Here is a 23,406-nt window from a genome sequence, read left to right as displayed (position 1 = left end):
CAGCGAGTCGGTCGCCGCCTGCCGCCGGTCAGCCGTATCGCTGCAGCAGTCCGTCCACGTAGGCCTCCAGCCGTGCTCCCAGTACCTCGGGCGTCAGATCGTCGCGCCCCAGCTCACGCCACGGGCCGGCCGGCTTCGCCGCGTCGGGGCAGTAGTGCAGGGCGTCGAGCAACTGCCAGTACAGATGGTCGGGGCCCTCGGCGAGTTCGCGGCCGCCCTGTGCCTCGTACCGCTCGCGGAAGCCCAGCCCGTACGCCGGTCCGTGCAGCAGCGCGAGCGCCGTCGAGCAGTGCGCCACGTCCAGGTCGGCAGGTCCCCAGGAGGTCTCGACCCAGTCCACGACACCGGTGATCCGCAGCCCCGGCCCGGTTCCCGTGAACAGCACGTTCCCGGGGTGGAAATCGCGGTGGAGGAAGCAGCCTTCGTACGGCGGCGGGCTGCGGCGGATGACGTCCACGGCCCGTTCCCACAGTCGGCCGCCCGGGGCGCGGACCCGGTCCGGGGACGTCCACGCCTGGTAGGCGCGCGGTCTTTCGTCCGGCAGGACGGCGTGGATGCGGACGAGCTGTGCCGCCAGCAGGTCCAGGCGCCGGTCGAGATCGCCCTCGTCGACGCGGACGCGGCCCGGCAGCGCGGACATCAACGACGTCGGGTGGTCACAGTGCTCGGCCGTGGCGTCCACAGCGACGAGCGCGGGTGCCGGTATGCCGTCCTGCCCGGCGAGCAGAGCCAGCACGGACGCCTCGCGGGACAGCAGCCCTGGTCCGTGACGGCGGAAGAACGGTTGCACGAAGGTTCGTTGCACCAGATCCGTGCCGTCGTCGACCGTGAGCCGACGCATCTGGGAGCTCCAGCCGCCGGAGAGCAGCCGCGCATCGGTGACCGTACGGCCGTGGCCCAGCTGCTCGGCCACCCACGTGCGCGTGGCCGACCACCCGCGGTCGTCGAGGCCGGTCAGCACCGCCTCGACGAACGCCCGCCGGTCGTCGCCGTTGTCGCGGAACCACGACCCCAGCCGGTGCTGTGCGTCCGGAAGGTCGAACCGCGTGTACTGGGCGCGCGCGGCCAGCGCGTCCTGTACGGACTCGGTCACCGCGGCGGGGATCACCGCGTCGGTACCCGGCACGGCGAGCACCGCCCGGCCCTCGTACGCCCGCAGCACCCCGAGCGCCGGTGACTCCCGCCAGCTGTCCGGCCGCCGGATGAGCCTGCTGAACCGGCCGCTCCCGTCCCCGAAGGGCACGTCCCACGCCTCGGCGGTGTACACGGCGGGCGCGCACATCCCGATCGCCGCCACCCGGCTGCCGAAGTGCCGGACCAGATCGGCCACCGTCTGCCCGCTCATGCTGAAGCCCACGAGGACCAGCGGCCCGACCGCCCCCGCGTACGCGTCGATCACGGCGACGGCCTGCTCCAACCGTCGCCGCAGGCTCAACTGCTCGAGCTTCCCGGTGCTTTCGCCGTGCCCGGAGAAGTCGAAGGCGATCCCGCGGCAGCCGTGGGCCACGAACTCCTCCACCAGCGGCAGCAGTCGCTCCATGCTCCCGTTGCCTGCGCCGTGCAGCACGACGGCGGTGCCCTCGGAAGGCTCACCGCCGTACACACCGCTGAGCCGCTCACCGTCGTGGTCGTGCGTGAAGTCGACAAGCATGCCCCCATTCACTCACGAGGTGGCGCTCGTCCTTCGGGCGTGTACCGCCGGCCCCCCGCGGGTCTCGTACGCGGGCGGTCGGGCGGGGCCGCCCGCCACGACGGTCATCGGGTCCGGCGCATCCGAGGACGGACGCAGAACGGTAGTGAGGTGCGGGGCACGCACAGCCTGGGCCCCGACGCCCGAGAGGGGGGAGCAAGCCACCCGATGCCACGACCCGCGCTACCCGCACTGCCTTCCGACGTCGTGACCGCCCGTCTTCCCGACGGGCGCCACCTCATCGCCCACCTCGACCCCGCGTTGCGCCCGGAGCACAGCCCTCTCCAACGCGTCCTGAACGACTACAGGGGAACGCGCTCGGGCGAACTCCTGAGCGTCCCTCGCCCCGGTGGAGCACCCGGGCCGGGCGGGTGAGACCCTCCTGCCCCGGCCCATGCCGCTGGAGGGCTCAGAAGAGCTCCACGCGGGTCACGTTGACCAGCGGCTGCGTGAAGATCTGGGCATCCAGCAACCCCTGCTCGATCTGGTGTTCTGCTTCGAAGAAACGGTTGTCGTGGACGAGGACCCCGCCCAGGAACGGCATGTTGATACTGCCCGAGGCGTCCACCGGGAACGAGCCGGAACTCGCGTCGATGGTGCCGTCGGGGTTGAGCATCCGCACGAAGAGCTTGTCCCCCGGTTGGACGGTGTTCTCCAGGTCCACCCTGTCGCCCCGCATCCCGAGATTGACGGTGACGGTGGTGAGTACGCCGTCCGTGATGAACCGGTTCTCGATCTCGGCCCGCAGGTCCGGCGTCAGTGGCTTGCCCTCGGCGAGGATCATGTTCAGCGAGGGAATCCGCAGCAGACAGCTGGCATCGACCGCGTAGTCGTGCGAGAAGTCCGTCACCACCCCCGCCGCGTCCCGTACCTCGACCTGGACGATGTCTCCCAGTTCCAGTGCTGTGGCCGACATGGTCGTTCCTTTCCCGGTGTGCCGGCCGCCCGTTCGTCCTGGGCGGCTCAGGCCACCACCAGCGTCATGACCGTCAGCGGCTCCACCGGGGTACCGGGGGCCGGTGACTGCGAGGTGATCCGCGAGCCCGGACGGCCGGCGTCGCCCCGGACATCGGGGGTCACACCGCTGCGGAGCACGGTGAAGAAGAAGTTGCCCAGTTCCCTGCGGTCGAGCCCGAGCGCGTCCAGCCGAGGCCCCACGAAGTTCAGGCAGTGGTCGACACCTTCCAGGTTGATGCAGGCCAGCAGGTCGACGACCGGTTCCGCCATCTGTCCCACGAGATTGGGCATCGCGTTCGGCGCGGCAGGCGGTGGGGTGACCGGAGGGAGGATCTCCTTCTGCTTCGGCATGTTCGCCGGCAGCCCGGTGAGCCGGAAGTCCGCCTTCCCGCCGATGTCCCGCATGAACACCTCGGGGTCGCGAGCCTCCTTCAGGTTCTCGATGGCGAAGGACGCGGCCTCCTCGATCACGTCGAGGTCTCCGGCGAGCGCCGCCCGCAGGGCCTGGAGGTCCGGTCCGTCCGGCGCGAACTCGAACTCGTCGGTGTGCCGGATGTCGAGGATGTAGTCGACCAGGTTGAGCATGTCGATGCTCTGTGAACGCAGCTTCGCGCAGCGGATCAGCACCCGGCGCTGCTTCTCGATGTCGGCGATGTTCGGCGGTGTCGGCCCCAGTGCGATCACGTAGGGTGCCAGCGTCACCGTGTACGACCGCGGCTCGGTGCGCACGCTCGCGGTCCACTCGTCCATCGCCTTGTAGAGCTGGTTCACCAGCTCTACCGGGTCTCCGCTGCGCGGCTGGGTGGTGAAGGTGCCGCCGTCGTGGAGGATGAACGCCTCGGCCCGCGCCTCCGCGTTCCGCATCGCCTCCGCGATGCTGATCCGCACCTCGGCAGAGACCGTCACCCCGTAACTGCCCTCCAGCGCGGCGTTGAGCGACATCTTGGACTGCACGCTCTTGGTGTCGATCCGCACGACCCCGAAGAACCGGCCGCCCGTGCCGATGCCGCGCACGAAGTAGTCTCCGAACTGTTCCCCCAGTGGCTTTCCCCGCTCCACCAGCTTCGCCGCCGCCTCCGACAGCACTGGCGAGTCCATCTGTTCGAAGGCGAAGGTCCGCGAGTTCGCCACCATCACGGTGAGGGAGCTCGACTGGACCCGGCACCGCTTGGAGAAGTCGAGTGAGGCGGAGCCGCTGAAGAGGCCGATCCCGGCGGATACATCCGCCCCCACGCCGAGTTCCGACTCCAGATCCTGCGTCGTCTCGATGCGCCGGAAGGTGAAGGAGCCTGTTTCGCCGCCGCCGACCTGCGGCGGGGTCACCACCCCTGTTGCACCGAGGGCCATGGGGCTGCCGCTCGCCATCGACACCCCGATGCCGATGTCGTATCCGTCGCGCATCGGAACCGTTTCCTGCTTCATCACCATGGCGCATCCTCCGTCCGGCTGTGGGGCCCGGCGGGCCCGGGAGGGCGTCGGGCCGGCGGTTCGCCGGCCCGCCCGGCCAGTGGTCCTCGGCCTGCCGGTTCCGGTCTGCCGGTCCGCCTGCTGTGTTCTCGGTCCGGCCGGGGCGGCAGGCACGGGCCCGGGGCGGACACCGCTGCGGTGGTTGTCGGGGGTGGGCCGGGAGCGGGCCCCGTTGCGCGTCCCGCCGGGTCCGGACCGTAGCCGGACCCGCATCCGGGCCGGGCGCCGCACGCTGCCGGTCCGGGCCGCACCGGCAGCCGGCCGGGCCCTTCGCGTTCCGCAGACTCCGGCGGCTCGGTGACCGTCGGCGGCCGGGGCGGAAACTCCGCTTCCATTGTCCACCCGGGTGCCGAAAAGGGCATGCCAGGAAGGCAGTTGCCCCGGGCGCCCGAGTCTGCGCGGCCCTGGAGCAGGGCTCATCATGAGCAGGGGCAGGCCGGGTGAACACGCCCCGGGCGAGGCGGGGGCTCGCCGCCATGTGAGGCCCCGAGTCGTGACACGACCCTCGAGGTACCCGCCCGAGCGGCGCAAGCGCGCGGATGGACTGGGGACCTCGCCGGGGCCGTCGATTCCTGGCGTGGGAGGCTGAGGCGGGCAGGGATGGCCGAAGGCGCGCGGGCAGAGCGGGTCTCGACGTCGGAGGGGTGACCGGTGGACCAGGACGAGGATCGGATACTGGCCGCAGAACTTGCGGCCCTGGGCGCCGTGAGCGGGGGCAGCGGCCGGCTGACCGGGCTCGTGGCCAAGGTGCTGAGGACGAACGCGCATGAGGTCGATCTGGTCATCGCCCTGCCGTTCGACGCCTGCGTGCGGCATGTCGCCACCGTGCTGGAGCGCGCGGGACGGCCGGTGGCGTCCCCTCCTGTGGAGCCGGGCGGGGGCACTGCGTCGGTGCGCGTCGTCGCGGGCGGTGGTGCCGGCGGCCTGAATCCCGTCGTGGTCACCGCGTGGGTGGCCCGCGGCCCGCAGGACACCTGCACCGTCAGGCTGCGGGGCGCGGCCAAGGAAGGCCTGATCAAGCAGCGGGCCGGGGAGAAGACGGCCACGCGTCTCGCGGCACTGCTGAGTGCCTAGCCCACACCTCGGGTACGGGCTTTTCGGACCTTCCCTGCCCGCACGGCCGCCGCGTCCGCAGGCCCCCCCGGCTGGCGGACGCGGCACCAGCCCCCCAGGTCCGTCACCTCCAGCCGTCGCTGCGCCGCGTGCGCCGGGAGCGGAGCGCGGCGCGGGCGGCGACGATCACGCAGGCCGCCGCACCCGCCGCCACCAGGTAGCGCGGGACGAGGGTCGCGAGGCCGTCGGTGTCCCCCTCCGGTGAGGCCCGGTCGTCCCCTTCCGGTGAGGCCAGTGCGTCCTCGTCGCCCCGCTCCGGCGTCGGCCCCTGTCATGTCGTGGACACGATGGAGGACGTCGCTCACCCCCGGTCGGTTCTGCTCAGCGTTCCCGTCACGCTGATTCCCGGGTCGTGGATCCGGGTGGTGCGGGGGAGGGGGACCTCCGTGAGCCTGCCGTCGTACAGCATCCAGAGGCCGAAGCAGTCGTCCTCCTCGTCGCGGACCAGGACCTGCACGGAGTGCGGGTCGGGCCACGGCAGGGACTCCAGCCGGGGGAGCAGCCCCCGCCAGTTGTGCCGGATGAACTGGATGACCCAGGCGTAGCACTCGGCCGATCCGGAGCCGTTGCCGTCGAAGACGGAGTCGTCGACGCGGGTGAAGCACTGGTGCCAAGCGCGGTCCGGATCGGGGCGGGTGAGCGGTTCCATCACGGATTCCGCGTTCCGAGCGAGGACGATGACCTCTGCGTATCTGCTCATGACGCCGAGTGTGCCGTGCCCGGGCCGGTGGCTCGCGCAGCGGGTCGGCGCGGGTGGCTGGAGGGGGTCGGCGGACGTGCGCTCACGCGTCGAGGGTGTAGCGGACTTCGGTGCGGGCGACGGTGAATCCGGCCCGCTCGTACAGACCGTTTCCGCCGGCCGGGCTGTCGGCGTCCGTCTCGACGCTCACCCGGTCGAAGCCGTCGTCCCGTGCGGAGCGCAGCGCGCGGTGGACGAGTGCGGTGGCGACGCCTCGCCTGCGGTAGGCGCGGCGGGTCGCGAGGGTCATGACGTGCGCGTCGCGGACGCCCGTCGCCCTGGTGTCCGCGTCCCAGGAGAAGGTCAGCAGCACGCCGGCAGCGGTTCCGCTGCCGGCATCGCGCAGCAGGAAGCTGAGGTCCGGGCGGAAAGCCGGCCAGCCGAGCAGCGCACGCCACTGCTCCGGCTGCGTCGGTGCCCCGGCCCAGCGGTCGAGGAAGGCCTCGTTCCTGACGGCGAGGAACTCGGCGTCGTTGTCGGCCGAATAGCCTTCGAGGGCGAGGCCGTCGGGCGTCGTCACCTCGACGACGGCGGCCCCGAGCGGATGCCGCAGGTGCGAGTACCAGCGCACGGGGGTCATGCCTGCGGCCCGGTAGCAGGCGAGCGCGCCGTCGTTGCGCGCGTTGTTCTGGACGTCGACGGCAAGCGGCAGGCCGGGGTGATGCAGCGCATGGAGCGCCTTCGCGCTCGCGGTTCCGGCGGCCAGCAGCTCTGCGCCGAGGCCGCGGCGCCGGTGGTCCGGGTGCACGCCGCCGCTGACGATCACCCGGTGCACCCCTTCAGCGAGGGGTCGGTGCGCAGCGGAGGAGTAGCCGACCATGGTTCCGCCGTCGAAGACGCCGACGGTGCCGCGGTCCAGGTCGAGCAGCGGGGCGTTGATCTGGTCGGCAGCGTCCTCCTCGGAGTAGTACTCACCGAACGTGTCGACTGCCTCGATCGCGTTGAGCAGCTCGGCCAGGGCGGCGGCGTCCTTCGGGGCGATCGGACGGCGGGTGAGACCAGCGAGGTCGACGGTCATGGGCCGACCCTAGGGATCACCGAGTCGTGCTGTCATCCCGGTTTCCGGCACCGCCGCCCGCGCACCCCCCGGCATCTCCTGCCGGAACGGATACGGAACGGGCGCCGCTCCGGAACGGATACGGAACGGGCGCCGCTCCGGAACGGATACCGGAACGGGCGCCGCTCCGGAACGCCGCCTCCTCGAACCGGTCCCGGTCCTCGCCGGATTCCCCGACCGCCACTTCTGTCGACGACATCACCGTCGAACCCGCCCGCCACGACTCCCCGGGTGTCGTGGCGGGCGGGCCCATGGGGCGTGGGAGGGTGCGACCGGGGCGTTTCGGCCGTGCCGCCGGGCCGCACCCAAGGCCTACAGAGCGCGGGTCAGGCGGTCGGTGAGCAGCCGGGTGAAGCGGGCCGGGTCCGGCAGGTCGCCCCCTTCGGCGAGCAGCGCGCTGCCGTAGACCAGCTCGGCGATCTCCGCCAGTGCGGGGTCGTCGGCGTCGGCGTCGTGTGCGGTGCGCAGGGCCGTGATCAGGGGGTGTGCGGGGTTGAGTTCCAGGATCCGCTTGACGGTGGGCAGTTGCTGTCCCATCGCCCGGTACATCTTCTCCAGGGTCGGCGTCACGTCGTCGGCGTCACCGACGATGCATGCCGCCGAGGTCGTCAGGCGCGACGACAGGCGGACCTGCTTGACCTGCTCGGACAGAGTGGCGGCCAGCCACGGCAGCAGGGACGCGAAGTCCTCCTCGCGCCGGGCCTTCTCGGCGTCGGTCTCCTCGTCGCCGTCCGCGGAGTCGTCGAGGTCGACCTGGCCCTTGGCGATGGACTGCAGACGACGGCCGTCGAAGGCCGGGACCCGCTCCACCCACACCTCGTCGACGGGGTCCGTGAGGATCAGGACCTCGTATCCCTTGGCGGTGAAGGCCTCCATGTGCGGGGAGTTCTCCACCATGGCGCGGGTCTCGCCGGTCAGATAGTAGATGGTGTCCTGGCCGTCCTTCATCCGCTCGACGTACTGGCGCAGCGTGGTGGTCTTCTCCGGGTCGTGGGTGGAGGCGGCCGACACCAGTTCGAGCAGGGCGTCGGTGTTGTCCGTGTCCTCGATCAGGCCCTCCTTCAGCGCCCGGCCGAACTCCGCCCACACCTTCGCGTAGCGCTCGGCGTCCTTGGCCTGCATGTCCTTGAGGGCGCCGAGGACCTTCTTGACCAGGCGCCGGCGGACGCCGCGGATCTGGCGGTCGTGCTGGAGGATCTCGCGGGAGACGTTCAGCGACAGGTCGTGGGCGTCCACGACACCCTTCACGAAGCGCAGGTAGTCGGGCATGAGCGCTTCGCAGTCGTCCATGATGAACACCCGCTTGACGTACAGCTGCACGCCGCGCCTGGTCTCGCGGGAGAACAGGTCGAAGGGGGCCTGCGAGGGGATGAACAGCAGCGCCTCGTACTCGAAGGTGCCCTCGGCGCGCATGTGGATCGTCTCGGCCGGGGCGAGCCAGTCGTGGCTGATCTGCTGGTAGAACTCGTTGTACTCGTCCTGGCTCACCTCGCTGCGCGGCCGGGCCCACAGCGCCTTCATCGAGTTGAGCGTGTCGACGTCGTGGGTGGTCTCGCCCTCGGTGCCGGTGCGCTCGGCGGCCATCCGGATGGGCCAGCGGATGAAGTCCGAGTACTGCTTGACGATCTGCCGGATCTTTGCCGGGGACAGGTAGTCGGCGAGCCCGTCCTCGCTGTCGGCGGGCTTGAGGTGGAGGGTGACCGAGGTGCCCACGGGGAGTCCGTCGACGTCCTGGATGTCGTAGGTGCCCTCGCCGTCGGACTCCCACCGGGTGCCGGACTCGGTGCCGGCCCGCCGCGTGCGCAGGGTGACCTTGTCGGCCACCATGAACGCCGAGTAGAAGCCGACGCCGAACTGGCCGATCAGGCTCTCGGCGGTGGCGGCGTCCTTGGACTCCTTGATCTTCTCCAGCAGGCTCGCGGTGCCGGACTTGGCGATCGTGCCGATCACCTCCACGAGTTCGTCCCGGGTCATGCCGATCCCGTTGTCACGGACGGTCAGTGTGCGGGCGTCCGCGTCGACCTCCAACGAGATGTGCAGGTCGCCGCTGTCGACCTCGAGGCTGGAGTCGGTCAGCGACTCCAGCCTCAGCTTGTCCAGGGCGTCGGAGGCGTTCGAGATCAGCTCGCGCAGGAAGATGTCCTTGTTCGAGTAGATCGAGTGGATCACCAGCCGGAGCAACTGGCGGGTCTCCGCCTGGAATTCCAGCGTCTCGACACTGCTGCCCATGGGGGTCTCTTTCTGTGGGAACGTCATGAACGGATGGGGCTCGGGCCGGGGCGGGGCGTGTCCCGCCTGCGGCGCGGTTCGGGGGCGGGCCGGAATGCACCCGCATGTCCGTGGAGCTTCGTGGGGGAGTCAGCCGTCGTCGGCCGCCGACGTCGTGAGCCGGTCGTCGAGGGCGTCGAGCCGGGTGACGAGGTCGGTGTGGTGGGCATCGAGGTAGGGGCGCATGCCGGTCAGGGGGGCGATGAGCTCGGCGGCGTCGGCGGCGCCGAGGGCGGCATGCAGGGCGGCCTGGGCCGGGCGAGCTTCCGGCGCGAGGTGGGCGAGCGCGGTGATCTGGCCGGCGAGCCGGCGCAGGTCGGCGGCGTTGGCGCGGGCCCAGGCAGCGGTGGCGCGTTCGGCCGCCCTGGCCTGGCGGGTGGCCGTCACGCGCTGCTCCCCGGTGGTGCCGACGGCGCCCGGGCGGCCGCGCAGGTATCGGCGTTCGGCGGCCTGGCGGCTGGCGACGCCGAGGGGCCGGGCGAGGTCCGCCCAGCTGGCGCCCGCCTCGCGGGCGGTCTCGATCAGACCCGTCTCCCAGCCGGCGAGCTGCTCCCGCACCTGCCGCAGCAGCATCAGGGAGGCCAGCGCCTGCTCGGGACCGGGTTCGGCGGCATCGGGGGTTTCGTGCTGGGCATCGCGCAGGGCGTCGTCGATGGCGGCGAGAGCCGCCGCGGCGGCGAGAAAGGACGCCGGGCTGTGGGCGTCGGTGCTGGTCGTCGACGGTTGTTCGGCTGCGGTCACGGGCACCTCCCTCGGGTTGTCGTCACGTGGACGACGACATGTTTGTCATCCATCAGATGACATGTTACAACGGAGTCAGTGAAGCGCATTGGCAGCAACTGCCTGAACCTGCTGGAGGTGTTTTCACGATGTTGATGCGCACCGACCCCTTCCGTGAGCTGGACCGGCTGGCGCAGCACCTGATGGGCCCGGGTACCTGGTCGAAGCCGTCCGCGGTGCCCATGGACGCCTACCGCGAGGGCGACGAGTACGTCGTGGCCTTCGACATCCCAGGCGTCACCGCGGACGCGATCGACATCGACGTCGAGCGGAACATGCTCACCGTCAAGGCCGAGCGCCGACCGGTGGCCAAGGCCGACGACGTGCAGATGGAACTGTCCGAGCGGCCGCTGGGCGTCTTCTCCCGCCAGCTCGTCCTCGCCGACACCCTGGACACCGAGCACATCCAGGCCGACTACGACGCGGGCGTGCTCACGCTGCGCATCCCCATCGCCGAGCGCGCCAAGCCCCGCAAGATCTCCATCGGCGCCGGCTCCGGCCGCAAGGAGATCTCCGGCTGACACCGGCCGGACCGGCGCGGAGGGCAGGCACCTGATCTCCCCCTCACCCCGCCCTCCGCGCCCCACGGATGTTCCGAAGAAGAACGGGGAGGCGCGAGATGACCCTGCGACGCGAAGCGTTCCTCGACCACGTGAGGGAACGCGGCGAGTACGTCACTCCGGAGGAAGCCGATCGTGCGGCCCGCGTGGTGCTCGCCCTGCTCGGCGCGCACCTGGTCGGCGGGGTCCGCGCCCAGCTCGCGGCACGCCTGCCGGAGAGCTTCGCCCTGATCCTGCTCAACCCGCTGCAGAGCGCCGAGCCGCTGTCCCCTGAGCGGTTCGTCCGCGCGACCGCCGCCTGGATCGAGGGCGCGACCGAGCGGACCGCGACCTGGGACGTCAGCGCGGTGCTGTCCACCGTCGCCGACGCGGCAGGCGAGGACCTGATGGGGCAGATCCTGCTCCAGCTCCCCGTCGGCTACGACCTCCTCTTCGGCCGCCCTCAGCAGTCCTGACACCAGCGCCCGGCCGACGGCCGGGATGCCCCTGGCCGGTGCCGTCACCGCCTGCCGGGCCACGGACACCCGCCCGGCGGTCCGGATCGCCTGCCGCGGAGCCGGCGCGTCGTCGCGGGCGCGGCAGGCGTCCCTAGACTGGCCGGGAGCATGTGACGGTGGGGGGCGGCCTTGGGCGTGGGCACGGTTGCGGAGGGCGCGGCGGAGAACGGTTCCGCCCTGTTGGCCGCGGTGAGGGCGGGGGACACCGCCCTGGTGCAGCTCCTTCTTCACTCGGGCACGGAGGAGCTCGGCACGGTGGATGTCGCGTTCCGCCTGGCGGTGCGGGCGCACGCAGGGCACATCGCGCAGCTGCTGCTCCGGTACGGGGCGGATCCGGGCGCGAGCCCGCCGGAGGAGCTCCCGTCGCTGCGCGAGGCGGTCGACTCGGGGTCGCCCGCGCTGGTGGAGGCCCTGCTGGACGACCGCATCCGCGCCCGCCGTTCCCGTACCGAGCTGTGCGGGATGCGCGATCTCGCCAACGCCCGGCACCAGGCGGGGGCCGAAGCGGAGCTGCGGCGCCGCACGGGCTCGCCCGACGGTGTCGTCCGCACCCGGGTCCCGGACGACGAGTTCGACAGCGTCGTCGAGTTCACCCTCGGCGGGGTGTCCGTCCGGGACGGACACGGGGCGATCCTCACGATCCTGGAGCAGCGGCTCGGCATCCGCGCCCCGTTCGAGGATCTGCTGGCCCGCGCGTTGCGGCACGACCCGGACCACAGCACATGGGGGCATGCCGCCACCGAGCTGGCCGTCCGCCGGGACGGGGAGACCTGGGCGTCCGCCCTGGCGCTGCGCACGCACGCGGCACCGTGCCACCGTCTCTTCGGCGCCGCGGTGCTCCGTCTGACCCATCTTTTCGACGGCAGCGACGAGGACGCGTTCGCCGGCCCCGCGCTGGATGTGTTCACCGACTGGTCGACGCAGGAGGAGGACGTGGCCGTGCTCACCGAGGTGCTGGTCGCGCTCGGCGAGCACGCCGATCCGCGAGCCGACGCCGCCCTCCTGCGTCACGCCGGCCACCCGGACGCGGGGATACGGCGCGCGGTGGCGAGCGGGCTCGGCACCTGGCGGGAGCAGCCCGCCCTTCCCGGCGACGTGGGTGAGACGGTGCTGGCGCTGATGAGGGACAGGGACGCGGCGGTCCGGCAGGCCGCCTGCGGCACGCTCGCCGAGAGCAGGGTCCACGACCCCGGCTTCGCCGACGCCATGGCCGCCCTGCTCGACGACACGGACCACGAGGTGCGGTGTGCCGCCGTGTACGGGCTCGCGCTGCACGACGACGAGCGGTGCGTCGAGGCGTCGCGCCGGCTGCTCCCGCCGTCGCCCGTGCTCCCGCCGCCGCCCGACCCGTTGCGCGAGCGGTGTCTCGACGCGGTGATGCGCTACACGTGGCGCCGCGACGGCCGCTGAGCACGGCCGTCGCAGCGTTCTCCGTGCACGTGTCCGCGGGCGCCGTACGCGCTGAACCGGTGGCGGCCGGCCCGGAGGGCCACGCAGCCTCTGACCGCCGCCACGGATCTCGCGGTCGGCGGCGGTGACGGACGGGCAGCCGGGTCGATCACGGTGTCGGGGAGGAAGGCGTCCGGGTTCTCGCCCCCCTGCCGGCGGAGGGGGAGGAGGCACCGGAGTCCGGCCGGCGGCCCCCACCGGGACGGCGCCGGGCCCGCCGTCATCGGGTGATCGCGTACACCTTGCGCAGCGTCTCGTGGACGGTCCACGTCGTGCGGTCGCCCTCCCGCAGGATCGCCATGTCTCCGGGCCCGACGGTGAACGTGGCGCCGCCCGCCACCTCGATGGTCGCCGACCCGCTGAGGACGACGAAGAGTTCGTCGGCCTCGACGTCGGTGACGACACCCGGGGTGATCTGCCAGACCCCTCGGACCTGGCGTCCGTCCTCGGCCTCCCAGATCACCTTCCCGGACACCTCCGGGGTGCCGGAGAGGATCTGGCCGGATGCGAGCGGCTCGGGGTCGAGGTCCACGTCCGGGACGTGGAGGGCGAAGCTGTGTGTCATGCGAGGACCGTAGACAGCCCGTGCGCCCTGCGGCCAGGGACAGTGTGTGCGCCGGACGGCCCGTGGGGCGACACTTCGTCGTGCCGCCGCCGGGATGCCGCCTCGCCGGGCCCTGCCTTCCGGATCACGCCGGCACCGGCACACACCTCGCTGCCCGGGGCTGGCCGAGGACGCCCGGCCGGGGGTGTCCGTCCCCGTTGGTAGCGTCGCCACCATGGCAAACCGTTCGTATCTCTATTCCGCAGACTCGATGCCGAACGAGGCAGAGCTCCCCCGGCGGATCCGGTGCATATCCGAGCACAACTGGGACATCCCGCTCGCGCACAAGCTCATGGCGGGGCGCGGAACGACGATCGTCCCGTCCATGATCTGGAACCCTCCGATCGGCATCGCCGCGGACTACGCCGAAGGGGCGGCCCTGCTCCGCGACCTCCTGCGCGTGGTCGGCCAGGGCCTGGAGGACGACGCCGAGTTCGCCGACTGCGTTGCCCGGACCACGGCTCATCTCGAGAAGCAGCAGGCGAAGTACGTCGTCCTCGAGACCGGGGAGATCGTCTCGCTGACGGACGACGACCCGGCGGCGAGCGTGCGGCGTCTGGCGTCCGACGACATCCCCGACGCCGTCGCCCGGGCCGAGGCGGCGATCGCCGGCCGGAACGACGACTGGCTGGCAGCCGTCCGAGCCGACTGGCAGAAGCACTTCGCGTCCTTCTACAGCGAGGCGCTCTACTTCTCCTTCCCCGGCTGACGGGCCCGCGGCGTCGCGCGGCCGGCGGGATGCGGGTGGCCGGGCCGGGCGGGGCCGGGGGCCCCGGGGCCTCCACGCGCGCCCTGGACATCGTGCTCACCGCGCCCGTCTCGCTGACCACCATCGGCCTGGCCGTCGCGCTCGCCGTCGCCGGCGGGCTCGTGGCGGGCGGCTTCGGCGGCTGGCGCGCGTCGCGCCTGCGCCCGGCGGACGCGCTGCGCCGCGTCGAGTGACGCGCCCCGGCCCCCTTTCCCTCATCGCACAACAGGAGTTGCAGATGTACCAGCTCAGCGCCGTCACCAAGAGCTACCGGCGGGGCAAGGAGACCGTGCACGCCCTCGACGGGGTCGACCTCACCATCGAGGACGGCGACCGCCTGGTGATCAAGGGCCCGACCGGCGGCGGCAAGTCGACGCTGCTCCAGATGCTCGGCGGGCTCGACAGGCCGACCGGGGGCAGCGTGCTGCTCGACGGCACGGACCTCGCGACGCTCCCGGAGGCACGGCTCACCCGGGTGCGCGCGGAGAAGATCGGGTTCGTCTTCCAGGGCTTCAACCTGATCCCGACGCTGACCGCCCAGGAGAACGTGGAGACCGCGCTCGTCCCCCTCGGCCTGCGGGCCGCCGAACGCCGCGAACGCGCGGGCGAGGCGCTGGCGTCGGTGGGGCTCGGGGAGCGGCTGCGGCACGTGCCCGGGGAGCTGTCCGGGGGGCAGCAGCAGCGGGTGGCGATCGCGCGGGCGTTGGTGAAGCGCCCGGCGGTGCTGCTCGCCGACGAACCCACCGGGAATCTCGACGAGTCGATGCGGGACGAGGTGATGGACGTCCTGGAGACCCTCTGGCAGGAGCACGCCTTCACCTTCGTGATGGTCACCCACGACTCGGTCCTCGCGAAACGCGCGAGGCGCGTGGCGACGATTCGCAAGGGGAGGGTGACGGTGAAGGAGCAGGTGGGGTGAGGGGGCGGCGGCCGCGTCCGCCGGCGTGCGGCCGGGTCCGTGGGCGCGGCCGGGTGCGGCGGGGCGCTGCCCCGCACCCCGCGCCGCAATCGCCGGCGGGGCTGAGTTGCCCGGGGCTCAGGTGCCGGCGGGGCTGAGCTGCCCGGGGCTCAGGTGCCGGAAGGGTCTGAGTTGCCCGGGGCTCAGTCGCCGGCGGGGTTGAGCTGCCCGGGGCTCAGGTGCCGGAAGGGGCTGGTGGGGTCGAGGGCGGGAGGCACCGGGTGAGGGCCGCGCGGAGGTGGCCGTGGGTCGCCGTGAGGAGGGACGCCGCGCGGGCGGCGTCCACCCCGCCCAGGATGACCAGGATCGCGTGCTTCACCTCCCCGCCCGTCGCCGCGAGGGCCGCCTCGATCTCCGCGTCGGAGGCGTCCGTCGCCAGGGCGACGATCCGCCGGGAGCGGGCGTGCAGCTTGTCGTTGGAGGCGCGGACGTCCACCATCAGGTTCCCGTACGTCTTGCCCAGACGGATCATCGTGATCGTCGAGATCATGTTGAGGACCAGCTTCTGCGCCGTCCCCGCCTTCAACCGGGTCGACCCGGTGAGCAGTTCGGGCCCCGTCACCACTTCGATGCCGTGGTCCGCGGCCGCCCCCAGCGCACTGCCCGCGTTGGAGGACAGGCCGATGGTGAGCGCTCCCAGCGATCGCGCGTGCTCCACCGCGCCGATCGCGTAGGGGGTGCGGCCCGACGCCGAGATGCCGATCACCGTGTCGTCCGGGCCGGTCTTCAGCGCGTCCAGATCGGCCGCGGCGAACTCCTTGCTGTCCTCCGCGCCCTCGACCGCCGTGACCATCGCCGTCGGGCCGCCCGCGATCAGACCCACGACCTCCGAGGGGTCGGTGTTGAACGTCGGCGGGCACTCGCTCGCGTCGAGCACCCCCAGCCGGCCCGCCGTGCCGGCGCCCGCGTAGATCAGCCGGCCGCCCCGGGCCATGCGCTCGGCGGTGGCGTCGATCGCGGCGGCGATGACGGGCAGCTGGGCGGCCACGGCGGCGGGGACGGAGGTGTCCTCGCCGTTCATGATCCGCGCGATCTCCAGGGTGGGCAGGCGGTCGATGTCGGCCAGCTCGGGGCGGAACGCCTCGGTCGTCAGGGAGGCGAGCTGGGCGCGGAGTTCACCGTAGGTGGAGGTCATGGAGGGCGGCTCTGCTTTCTCGGGCATACGGCGAGGGGGTGCGGTGCGGGCAGGAGGTGTCAGCGGCCGCGCGGGCTGTGGCGGTGCGCGAGTGCCTCGTACGACGCGGCGAGGGCGGGGGCAGCCGTCTCGTACGTGCGCTGGGCGACACCGATGAACAGGCAGTCGACGACGAGCAGCTGGCTGGTGCGGGAGGACATGGCGGCCGGGCGCAGCTCGCTCTCGCGGGCCGTGGACGTGGTCAGCACATGGTCGGCGTACTGCGTCACGGGGCCGTCGGGCCGGCCGGTGATCGCGACGGTCGTCGCCCCGCGGTCGAAGGCCGCCCGCAGCGGCTCGATGACGTCACCGGTCGACCCGGAGTGGGTGATGGCGATGGCGACGTCGCCCGAGCGCAGCTGCACCGCGTTGGTCACGGCGAGGTGCGGATCGGTGTGGGCGTGGGCGATGAGGCCGATCCGCAGCAGCTTCTGGGCCAGGTCCATGCCGACGAGCGAGGAGGCGCCGACGCCGTAGATGTCGATGCGGCGGGCCGTGGACGCGGCGGCGACCGCCGCGCCGAGCTGCACGGTGTCCAGGCCGGCTGCGGTGTCGGCGAGCGTCTGCTGCTCGTCGTAGGCGAGCTTGGCGACGACGTCGCCTATCGGGTCGTCGACGGCGATGTCGGTGGTGAGGGCCGGCGCCCGGCCGGACTGCTGGTGGGCGGCGAGGCCGGCGAGGGCCAGGCGCAGATCGCGGTAGCCGGGGTAGCCGAGGAGGCGGGCGGTGCGGACCACGGTCGCCTCGCTGGTGCCCGTGAGCTCCGCGAGTCCGGTGACCGTGAGGGCCGCGCAGCCGGCCGGGTCGTCGGCGACGGCTTCGGCGACCCGCTGCATGGAGCGGGTCATGGACGGGGAGAGCGTACGCACCTTCGCCGCGAGAGCGGCGGGTGCGGGCGGTGCCTCACCGTTGAAAATTTCCTTCACTGGATAGGTCACCTGTGAAAGGTATTTTCAGGATTCGCCCGCCGTCAAGACCCCCGGGCGCCGCGGGACAATGGGGCGCATGGACGAGACGAACCCGCTGGAGCAGGCCCTGCACGCCGCCCGGGCCATGGTCCTCGCCGACCTCGCCGCACGCGACGTGGCGGACGCGGATGTCGTCTCCCTCGTGGAGGACGCCGTCACGCACCGCCGCTGGTGGGTCGAGCAGTGGCCGGACGGCGTCGCCTACGTGACGGGGCTGGTGGCCCAGGACGTGCAGGACGCGCTGCTGGAACGGTACGGCCGCTGGCCGCTGTGCCCGGTCTGCGACGCGGGCGACCCGCACGCGCTGGAGGTCGAACCCGAACTGGGCACCGATCCGCGCTGGGTGTGCACGAAGGCGGGGGCCGTCGTCGCCCCGGTGGGCGGTCTGCGGTGACGGTCTACATCGACCCGCCGAACTGGCCGGGCCACGGCCGTATGTGGTCGCACATGGTCAGCGACGTCTCCTTCGAGGAACTGCACGCCTTCGCCGACGCGATCGGCTGTCCGCGCCGCGCGTTCGAGCGCGACCACTACGACGTGCCCTCCCACCGCTACGCGGACGCCGTGGCGGCGGGCGCGGTCGAGATCGGCTCCAAGGAACTGGTCCGCCGCATCACCCTCGCCGGCCTGCGCCGCCCGAAGCACCGCCCGGCGTCGTAGCGGGGCACGGCCGGCCCGGACGCGCCGGCCGTGCCCCGCCGCGACGCCGGGGGCGTCAGACGTGCTCGGTGCGGTGCGCGGCGGCGGGCCGCGCGGGTGCTCCCATCGCCCCCATGACCACCCGGGAACGGCTGTGCAGACGCAGGGAGACGGCGACCAGGGCGATGGCCACCAGCGTCATCGCCGCACCCGCCCAGGCCGTGGAGGCGAAGCCGAGGCCCGCGTCGATCACCGTGCCGCCCAGCCAGGGACCTCCCGTGTTGCCCAGGTTGAACGCGGCCGTCGTCGTCGCGCCCGCCAGCGTGGGCGCCGCACCCGCCACGTTGAACATGCGCGCGTTGAGCGCGGGCGCCGTGTAGAACGCGGAGAGCCCGAGCAGGAACGACAGCGCGATCACGGCGGCGGGGCTGGAGGCGAAGAGCGCGAGCGCGGCCAGCAGCACGGTCGACGCGGCGGTGCCGGAGAGCAGCACCCCGAAGAGATGGGCGTCGGCGACCCGCCCGCCGACCGTCGTGCCGACCAGCGCGCCGAGGCCGAACAGCGCCAGCACCGTCGGCACCCAGCCGTCCGGCAGCCCGGCGACGTCCGTGAGCAGCGGCGCGAGGTAGGAGAAGGCGCAGAACACCCCACCCGCCGCCAGCGCGGTCACGGCGATCGACAGCCACACCTGCCGGTCGCGGTAGATCGACAGCTCGCCCTTCAGGCGCGGGCGCCGCTCGGGCAGCGGGATCCGGGGGATCAGCGTCACCACGCCGACGAGGGCGATCGCGGATGCCGCGCCCACCGCCCAGAACGCGGAGCGCCAGCCCAGGTGCTCGCCGAGGAACGCGCCCGCCGGGACGCCCAGGACGTTGGCGATCGACAGCCCGCCGATCATCACGGCCATCGCCCGGGCCCGTGAGGTCATCGGCACCATGGCGATGGCGACGGCCGCTCCCACGGCCCAGAAGCCCGCGCACGCCAGCGCGCTGATCACGCGCGAGGCGAAGAGGATCTCGTACGTCGGAGCCAGCGCACCCGCGACCTGCCCGATGCCGAACACCGAGATCAGCGCGACCAGGGTGGTCTTGCGGGGCAGCCGCAGCGTCGCCACCGCGAGCAGCGGCGCGCCGATCACCATGCCGATGGCGAACGCGGAGATCAGCAGCCCGGCGCTGGGGATCGACACGTCCATGTCCTCGGCGATCGGCGGCAGCAGCCCGGAGAGCATGAACTCGCTGGTGCCGAGCGCGAAGACGGACAGGCCGAGTATGTAGACGGCGAGCGGCATGCGGGTGCCGGCGGGGCGTGCGGAAGGTTCGGGCATGACAGGTGCCAACGACGTCGTCGTTCCTGTCATTCCCCGCGGTCCGGCCGTCTCACGATGCGGCCGCCCACCCGGTGCCCGGCCCTCCGGCGAGGGCGTCCGCCCCTCCGGTGCGCCGGCCGCCTACGACGCGGCCAGCAGCTCCAGCTCCACCGTGAGGTTGTGCCGTGCGGGCTTCTCCCAGTGCTCCCGCCCGTACGGGGTGCGGAACAGCGCGGGCAGCGCCAGCAGCTGGCGCAGCACCGCCGCCCGCCCGTCGCGGAACGCCTCCTCGGGCACGAACGCGTACTCCTCGCGCACGGCCGCCGCGTAGGCCGCGTACGCCTGCGGGGAGGCGGCCAGGATCGCGAGGTCGGCGTCGCAGAGCACCTCGCCGTCGGCGTCGCCGGGGGCGGGGTCGTGGGTGACGGTGAGGCGTACCAGCCGGGCGACCTCGGCGGTGCGCCGTTCGTCGACGCCCAGCTCGGTGAGGGCGCGCTCCGCGAGGTGGGCGGAGCGCTCCTCGTTCTCGGAGCGGTCCGGAAGGTAGACGGCGTCGTGGAACCAGGCCGCGAGCCGGACCGCCGCGACGTCGCCCGCGTGCCCTTCCAGCTCGTCGATCCGGTCGAGGACGGCGGCCAGGTGATCGGTGGTGTGGTACCGCCGCTGCGGCTCCGCCCAGCGGGCCAGGAGCGAGTCGGCGTAGCGGTCCGGCTCGACCCCGGGGTCGTCCGAGCCGAGCGCGGCGACGAGGGTGGCGCGCCAGCGGCTGCGGAGGCTGTCGTGGGCGGGGTGCGGGGGGAGTGCGGCCATGCGCAACATTGTGCCGCCGCCGGGTGTCCGGCGTGACGCCGCGTGGTGGCCGCGGCCCGCTGGCTGAAAGGGCGCCCCCGAAGAGGCACCCCTCGTACGCGCCGGGCCCCGGCCGGAGGCGGCCGGGGCCCGGGTGGGGAAGGGCAGGTCAGGCGGTGGGCTTGAAGCCGCGCAGTCGCAGCGAGTTCCCGACGACGAACACCGAGGAGAAGGCCATCGCCGCCCCCGCGATCATCGGGTTCAGCAGGCCCGCCGCGGCGAGCGGCAGCGCGGCCACGTTGTAGGCGAAGGCCCAGAAGAGGTTGGACCGGATCGTTCCGAGGGTGCGGCGGGAGAGCCGGATCGCGTCGGCCGCGGCGTTCAGGTCCCCGCGTACGAGGGTCAGGTCGCCGGCCTCGATCGCGGCGTCGGTGCCGGTCCCCATCGCCAGGCCGAGATCGGCGGCGGCGAGCGCGGCGGCGTCGTTGACGCCGTCGCCGACCATGGCGACGCTGCGGCCCTCGGCCTGGAGCCGGCGGACGACGTCCACCTTGTCCTCGGGCATGACCTCCGCGATCACCTCGTCGATGCCCACCTCCGCGGCGACGGCCTCGGCGACGATCCGGTTGTCGCCCGTGAGCAGGATCGGGGTGAGTCCGAGGGCGCGCAGCCTGCGGACGGCCTCCGCGCTGGTCTCCTTGACGGCGTCGGCGACCTCCAGGACCGCGCGGGCCTCGCCGTCCCAGGCGACGGCGATCGCGGTGCGCCCGGCCCGTTCCGCCTCCTGCTCGGCGGCGGCGAGCTCCGGGGTGAGCTCCATCCCCTTCCCCCATCGCCCGCCCGTGCCCAGGAGCTTCTTGCGCCCGACGAGGACGGCGTGGCCCTCGACGACGCCCTGCACACCCAGGCCGGGCGCGTTGGCGAAGTCCTCGGGGGCGGGCAGGGCGCCGACGCGCTCGGCGGCGCCCGCGGCGACGGCCCGGGCGACGGGGTGCTCCGAGGCGTTCTCCAGCGCGCCGGCCAGGCGCAGGACCTCGTCCTCGGTGACGCCGTCGGCGGTGTGGACGGCGAGCAGCGTCATCCGGCCCGTGGTGACCGTGCCGGTCTTGTCGAGCACGATCGTGTCGACGGAGCGGGTGGTCTCCAGGACCTCGGGTCCCTTGATCAGGATGCCGAGCTGCGCGCCGCGTCCGGTGCCGACCATGAGCGCGGTCGGGGTGGCCAGCCCGAGGGCGCAGGGGCAGGCGATGATCAGGACGGCGACGGCGGCGGTGAACGCGGCGGTCAGACCGGAGCCGTTGCCCAGCCAGAAGCCGAGCGTCGCGAGGGCGAGGCCGATGACGACGGGGACGAAGACGGCCGAGATCCGGTCGGCGAGGCGCTGGGCCGCCGCCTTGCCGTTCTGCGCGTCCTCGACGAGCCTGGCCATCCGGGCGAGCTGGGTGTCGGCGCCGACGCGGGTGGCCTCGACGACGAGGCGGCCGCCGGCGTTCAGGGTCGCGCCGGTGACGGCGTCGCCCACGGAGACCTCCACGGGCACGGACTCGCCGGTCAGCATGGACGCGTCGATCGCGGACGACCCCTCGACGACCGTGCCGTCGGTGGCGATCTTCTCGCCGGGGCGGACCAGGAAGCGCATCCCGACCGCCAGCTCCGACGTCGGGACGGTCTCCTGCCGGCCGCCGCGCAGGACGGTGACCTCCTTCGCGCCCAGTTCCAGGAGTGCCCTCAGGGCGGCGCCCGCCTTGCGCTTGGAGCGTGCCTCGAAGTACCGGCCCGCGAGGATGAAGGCGGTGACGCCGGCCGCGGCCTCCAGGTAGATGTTCCCGGCGCCGTCGCTGCGGGCGACGGTGAACTCGAAGGGGTGGGTCATGCCCGGGGTCCCGGCGGTGCCGAAGAAGAGCGCCCACAGGGACCACAGGAAGGCCGCCGAGGTGCCGACGGAGATCAGGGTGTCCATGGTGGCCGCGCCGTGGCGGGCGTTGGTGAAGGCGGCGCGGTGGAACGGCCAGGCCGCGTAGGTGACGACCGGCGCGGCGAGTGTGAGGCTCAGCCACTGCCAGTACTCGAACTGGAACGCCGGGACCATGGCCATCGCGATCACGGGCACGGAGAGCACGACGGCGGTGACCAGACGCTGCCGCAGGGGCGCGAGCTCGTCCGGCTCGCCGCCGGCGTTCTCGGCGTCCGCCTCGCGGGCGGGGCGCTCGGGCGCGGGTTCGTGGGCGGTGTAGCCGGTCTTCTCGACGGTGGCGATGAGATCCGCCACGTCGACGCCGGGGGCGAAGGAGACCTTCGCCTTCTCGGTGGCGTAGTTGACGGTGGCCTCGACGCCGTCCATCCGGTTGAGCTTCTTCTCGATGCGGGCCGCGCAGGAGGCGCACGTCATGCCGCCGATGGCGAGTTCCGTCTCGCGGGCTTCGCTGGTGGCCGGGTGAGCGGCTGCGGTCGGCATCTCCGGTGCTCCTTCGTCGGTCTCGTATCCTACTGCGCAGATACCCCCTGGGGGTATCTTGCCCCTCTTGTATACCCCCTCCCTGTATATGGCGCAAGGTGTGACGGGGAATCCGAGGGGGTGAGGGTGTCGCGCGCTGCTGCCGGGGAGCCGGATGGGCATTAGGGTGGACATTGGACTAGACCTGTTGGGCGGGCTCGTCCGAGCCGCGCCGCACCGTCAGCAGTACTTCCTGGAGGAATGGGCCCCATGAGCAACCGTGCACTCCTTGAGGTGATCGCCCTCGACGCGGAGGACGCGGTCGCCGCCCGGGCCGGTGGAGCCGACCGGCTGGAGCTGGTCACCGACATGGCGGCCGACGGCCTGACCCCGCCGATCGAGACCTTCCGCAGCATCCGCGCCGCCGTGGACATCCCGCTGCGTGTGATGCTCCGCCTCACCGACGGCTTCGCGGCGGGCGGCCCCGACGACGTCGACGCGCTGGTGCGCACCGCGTCGACACTGCGGGACGCCGGGGCCGACGAGTTCGTGCTCGGCTTCCTCGACGACCACGGGCTGCCCGACCTCGTCACCGTCGAGCGCCTGGTGGCCGTCCTCGACGGCTGCCGCTGGACGTTCCACCGGGCCATCGACCGGGCCGCGGACCGCGACGCCCTGCGCAAGCAGCTCGCGGACGTCCCCGGCCTGGACACCTATCTGACGGCGGGCTCCCCGGCGGGCGTCGACGACGGACTCCCCACGCTCGTCGCCGAGGCGGCCCGCCTCGGCGAGCCGGGCTACGAGCCGACCCTGCTCGTCGGCGGCGGCCTGCGCCTGGAGCACGTCCCCGAACTGCGCCGGGCCGGCCTCACGGCCTTCCACATCGGCGGCGCCGCCCGCCCCTCCGGCTGGACGGCCCCCGTCTCCGCCCCCGCCGTCCGCGCGTGGCGCGAGGCCCTCGACGCCTAGCCGCCGGGCGGGCGGACGCCGGTTCCGGGCCGGTCACCCGCGCCCCTGCCCTCAGGGTGGCGCGCCCGCCGGGGAGCCCGCCGTCAGATAGGTGTCCAGGCCGGGGACGTCCGCGAGCTGCTTGCGCAGGGCGTCGCGGTCCGCGGCCCGGTCGATGGCCCGGTGGAACGTCCAGCGGCAGCCGTCGAGGACGGCCACCAGGCGCTCGACGGTGACGAGGTCGGGCAGCCCGTGGTC

General features: G+C 72.9%; 22 protein-coding genes and 2 pseudogenes. 10 read left to right on the top strand and 14 right to left on the bottom strand.

The features are described 5' to 3' along the window. Positions 1-28: 28 nt before the first annotated feature. The 3 genes from EAO77_RS18270 to EAO77_RS38670 form a co-directional block, all read right to left on the bottom strand. Positions 29-1,651 (bottom strand): alpha/beta fold hydrolase, encoded by a 1,623-nt coding sequence (locus EAO77_RS18270; protein ID WP_147989349.1) that lies wholly within the window; start codon positions 1,649-1,651, stop codon positions 29-31. 448 nt (positions 1,652-2,099) lie between these two features. Further along, positions 2,100-2,606, bottom strand: coding sequence for a polysaccharide biosynthesis/export family protein (locus tag EAO77_RS38675; RefSeq protein ID WP_187283298.1), 507 nt, complete (start codon positions 2,604-2,606; stop codon positions 2,100-2,102). Positions 2,607-2,653: 47 nt separating this feature from the next. After that, positions 2,654-4,069: a hypothetical protein gene (locus tag EAO77_RS38670; protein WP_187283297.1), complete on the bottom strand. Its 1,416-nt coding sequence runs from the start codon at positions 4,067-4,069 to the stop codon at positions 2,654-2,656. A 696-nt stretch (positions 4,070-4,765) separates the two neighbouring features. Between EAO77_RS38670 and EAO77_RS18260 the strand changes: the two genes are divergently transcribed. Next, positions 4,766-5,188: a hypothetical protein gene (locus EAO77_RS18260; protein ID WP_147989348.1), complete on the top strand. Its 423-nt coding sequence runs from the start codon at positions 4,766-4,768 to the stop codon at positions 5,186-5,188. 340 nt (positions 5,189-5,528) lie between these two features. On the opposite strand, the gene EAO77_RS18255 is transcribed toward EAO77_RS18260, so the two are convergent. The 4 genes from EAO77_RS18255 to EAO77_RS18240 form a co-directional block, all read right to left on the bottom strand. Beyond that, positions 5,529-5,927: a hypothetical protein gene (locus tag EAO77_RS18255; protein ID WP_147989347.1), complete on the bottom strand. Its 399-nt coding sequence runs from the start codon at positions 5,925-5,927 to the stop codon at positions 5,529-5,531. Positions 5,928-6,009: 82 nt separating this feature from the next. Then, positions 6,010-6,984, bottom strand: coding sequence for a GNAT family N-acetyltransferase (locus EAO77_RS18250; protein WP_147989346.1), 975 nt, complete (start codon positions 6,982-6,984; stop codon positions 6,010-6,012). 351 nt (positions 6,985-7,335) lie between these two features. After that, positions 7,336-9,252, bottom strand: coding sequence for a molecular chaperone HtpG (htpG, locus tag EAO77_RS18245; protein ID WP_147989345.1), 1,917 nt, complete (start codon positions 9,250-9,252; stop codon positions 7,336-7,338). 129 nt (positions 9,253-9,381) lie between these two features. Beyond that, on the bottom strand, positions 9,382-10,032 hold the full coding sequence (locus EAO77_RS18240; RefSeq protein WP_147989344.1) for a type III effector protein: 651 nt from the start codon (positions 10,030-10,032) through the stop codon (positions 9,382-9,384). A gap of 128 nt (positions 10,033-10,160) precedes the next feature. Between EAO77_RS18240 and EAO77_RS18235 the strand changes: the two genes are divergently transcribed. From EAO77_RS18235 to EAO77_RS18225, 3 genes are all read left to right on the top strand, one after another. Further along, positions 10,161-10,592, top strand: a complete 432-nt coding sequence (locus EAO77_RS18235) for an Hsp20/alpha crystallin family protein (RefSeq protein WP_147989343.1) — start codon at positions 10,161-10,163, stop codon at positions 10,590-10,592. A 98-nt stretch (positions 10,593-10,690) separates the two neighbouring features. Continuing rightward, the gene (locus tag EAO77_RS18230) at positions 10,691-11,086 is read left to right on the top strand and encodes a DUF2267 domain-containing protein (RefSeq protein ID WP_147989342.1); all 396 of its coding nucleotides are present in this window, start codon (positions 10,691-10,693) and stop codon (positions 11,084-11,086) included. A 177-nt stretch (positions 11,087-11,263) separates the two neighbouring features. Next, positions 11,264-12,538, top strand: a complete 1,275-nt coding sequence (locus EAO77_RS18225) for a HEAT repeat domain-containing protein (protein WP_147989341.1) — start codon at positions 11,264-11,266, stop codon at positions 12,536-12,538. 259 nt (positions 12,539-12,797) lie between these two features. On the opposite strand, the gene EAO77_RS18220 is transcribed toward EAO77_RS18225, so the two are convergent. Continuing rightward, a complete protein-coding gene (locus EAO77_RS18220) occupies positions 12,798-13,142 on the bottom strand; it encodes a cupin domain-containing protein (protein WP_147989340.1) in 345 nt (114 codons plus the stop codon). Positions 13,143-13,356: 214 nt separating this feature from the next. On the opposite strand from EAO77_RS18220, the gene EAO77_RS18215 reads away from it, so the two are divergent. The 3 genes and pseudogenes from EAO77_RS18215 to EAO77_RS18205 all read left to right on the top strand — a co-directional run bounded on the left by EAO77_RS18215 (position 13,357) and on the right by EAO77_RS18205 (position 14,848). After that, entirely contained in the window at positions 13,357-13,890 is a 534-nt protein-coding gene (locus EAO77_RS18215) for a hypothetical protein (RefSeq protein ID WP_147989339.1), read from the top strand. Between the two features lie 23 nt (positions 13,891-13,913). After that, positions 13,914-14,123, top strand: a pseudogene (locus EAO77_RS18210) (ABC transporter permease); the annotation flags it as partial. 44 nt (positions 14,124-14,167) lie between these two features. After that, positions 14,168-14,848 (top strand): ABC transporter ATP-binding protein, encoded by a 681-nt coding sequence (locus EAO77_RS18205; protein WP_147989338.1) that lies wholly within the window; start codon positions 14,168-14,170, stop codon positions 14,846-14,848. Between the two features lie 214 nt (positions 14,849-15,062). Here the strand turns inward: EAO77_RS18205 and murQ are convergent, their stop codons facing one another. Together murQ and EAO77_RS18195 are read right to left on the bottom strand one after the other, a co-directional pair. Then, the gene (gene murQ / locus EAO77_RS18200) at positions 15,063-16,022 is read right to left on the bottom strand and encodes an N-acetylmuramic acid 6-phosphate etherase (protein ID WP_147989337.1); all 960 of its coding nucleotides are present in this window, start codon (positions 16,020-16,022) and stop codon (positions 15,063-15,065) included. A gap of 59 nt (positions 16,023-16,081) precedes the next feature. Continuing rightward, positions 16,082-16,999, bottom strand: a complete 918-nt coding sequence (locus EAO77_RS18195) for a MurR/RpiR family transcriptional regulator (protein ID WP_147989336.1) — start codon at positions 16,997-16,999, stop codon at positions 16,082-16,084. A gap of 67 nt (positions 17,000-17,066) precedes the next feature. Here EAO77_RS18195 and EAO77_RS18190 point away from each other — a divergent pair, with 67 nt between their 5' ends. Both EAO77_RS18190 and EAO77_RS18185 read left to right on the top strand, forming a co-directional pair. Beyond that, on the top strand, positions 17,067-17,423 hold the full coding sequence (locus EAO77_RS18190; protein ID WP_147989335.1) for a hypothetical protein: 357 nt from the start codon (positions 17,067-17,069) through the stop codon (positions 17,421-17,423). Next, positions 17,420-17,689, top strand: coding sequence for a DUF4031 domain-containing protein (locus tag EAO77_RS18185; RefSeq protein WP_147989334.1), 270 nt, complete (start codon positions 17,420-17,422; stop codon positions 17,687-17,689). Before EAO77_RS18190 ends, EAO77_RS18185 begins: the two co-directional genes overlap by 4 nt. A 55-nt stretch (positions 17,690-17,744) precedes the next feature. On the opposite strand, the gene EAO77_RS18180 is transcribed toward EAO77_RS18185, so the two are convergent. From EAO77_RS18180 to EAO77_RS18170, 3 genes are all read right to left on the bottom strand, one after another. Further along, entirely contained in the window at positions 17,745-18,959 is a 1,215-nt protein-coding gene (locus EAO77_RS18180) for a Cmx/CmrA family chloramphenicol efflux MFS transporter (protein ID WP_147989407.1), read from the bottom strand. Positions 18,960-19,118: 159 nt separating this feature from the next. Then, positions 19,119-19,787, bottom strand: a complete 669-nt coding sequence (locus EAO77_RS18175; RefSeq protein ID WP_147989333.1) for a hypothetical protein — start codon at positions 19,785-19,787, stop codon at positions 19,119-19,121. 148 nt (positions 19,788-19,935) lie between these two features. Further along, complete coding sequence (locus EAO77_RS18170) at positions 19,936-22,221, bottom strand: heavy metal translocating P-type ATPase (RefSeq protein ID WP_147989332.1); 2,286 nt, start codon at positions 22,219-22,221, stop codon at positions 19,936-19,938. A gap of 249 nt (positions 22,222-22,470) precedes the next feature. Here EAO77_RS18170 and EAO77_RS18165 point away from each other — a divergent pair, with 249 nt between their 5' ends. Further along, on the top strand, positions 22,471-23,169 hold the full coding sequence (locus EAO77_RS18165) for a copper homeostasis protein CutC (protein ID WP_147989331.1): 699 nt from the start codon (positions 22,471-22,473) through the stop codon (positions 23,167-23,169). A 51-nt stretch (positions 23,170-23,220) separates the two neighbouring features. On the opposite strand, the pseudogene EAO77_RS18160 reads toward EAO77_RS18165, so the two are convergent. Further along, positions 23,221-23,406 (bottom strand): annotated as a pseudogene (locus EAO77_RS18160) (copper homeostasis protein CutC); the annotation flags it as partial.

Source organism: Streptomyces sp. T39, assembly GCF_008042045.1.
Lineage (GTDB): Bacteria > Actinomycetota > Actinomycetes > Streptomycetales > Streptomycetaceae > Streptomyces.
This window is presented reverse-complemented; position numbering and strand designations above follow the sequence as displayed.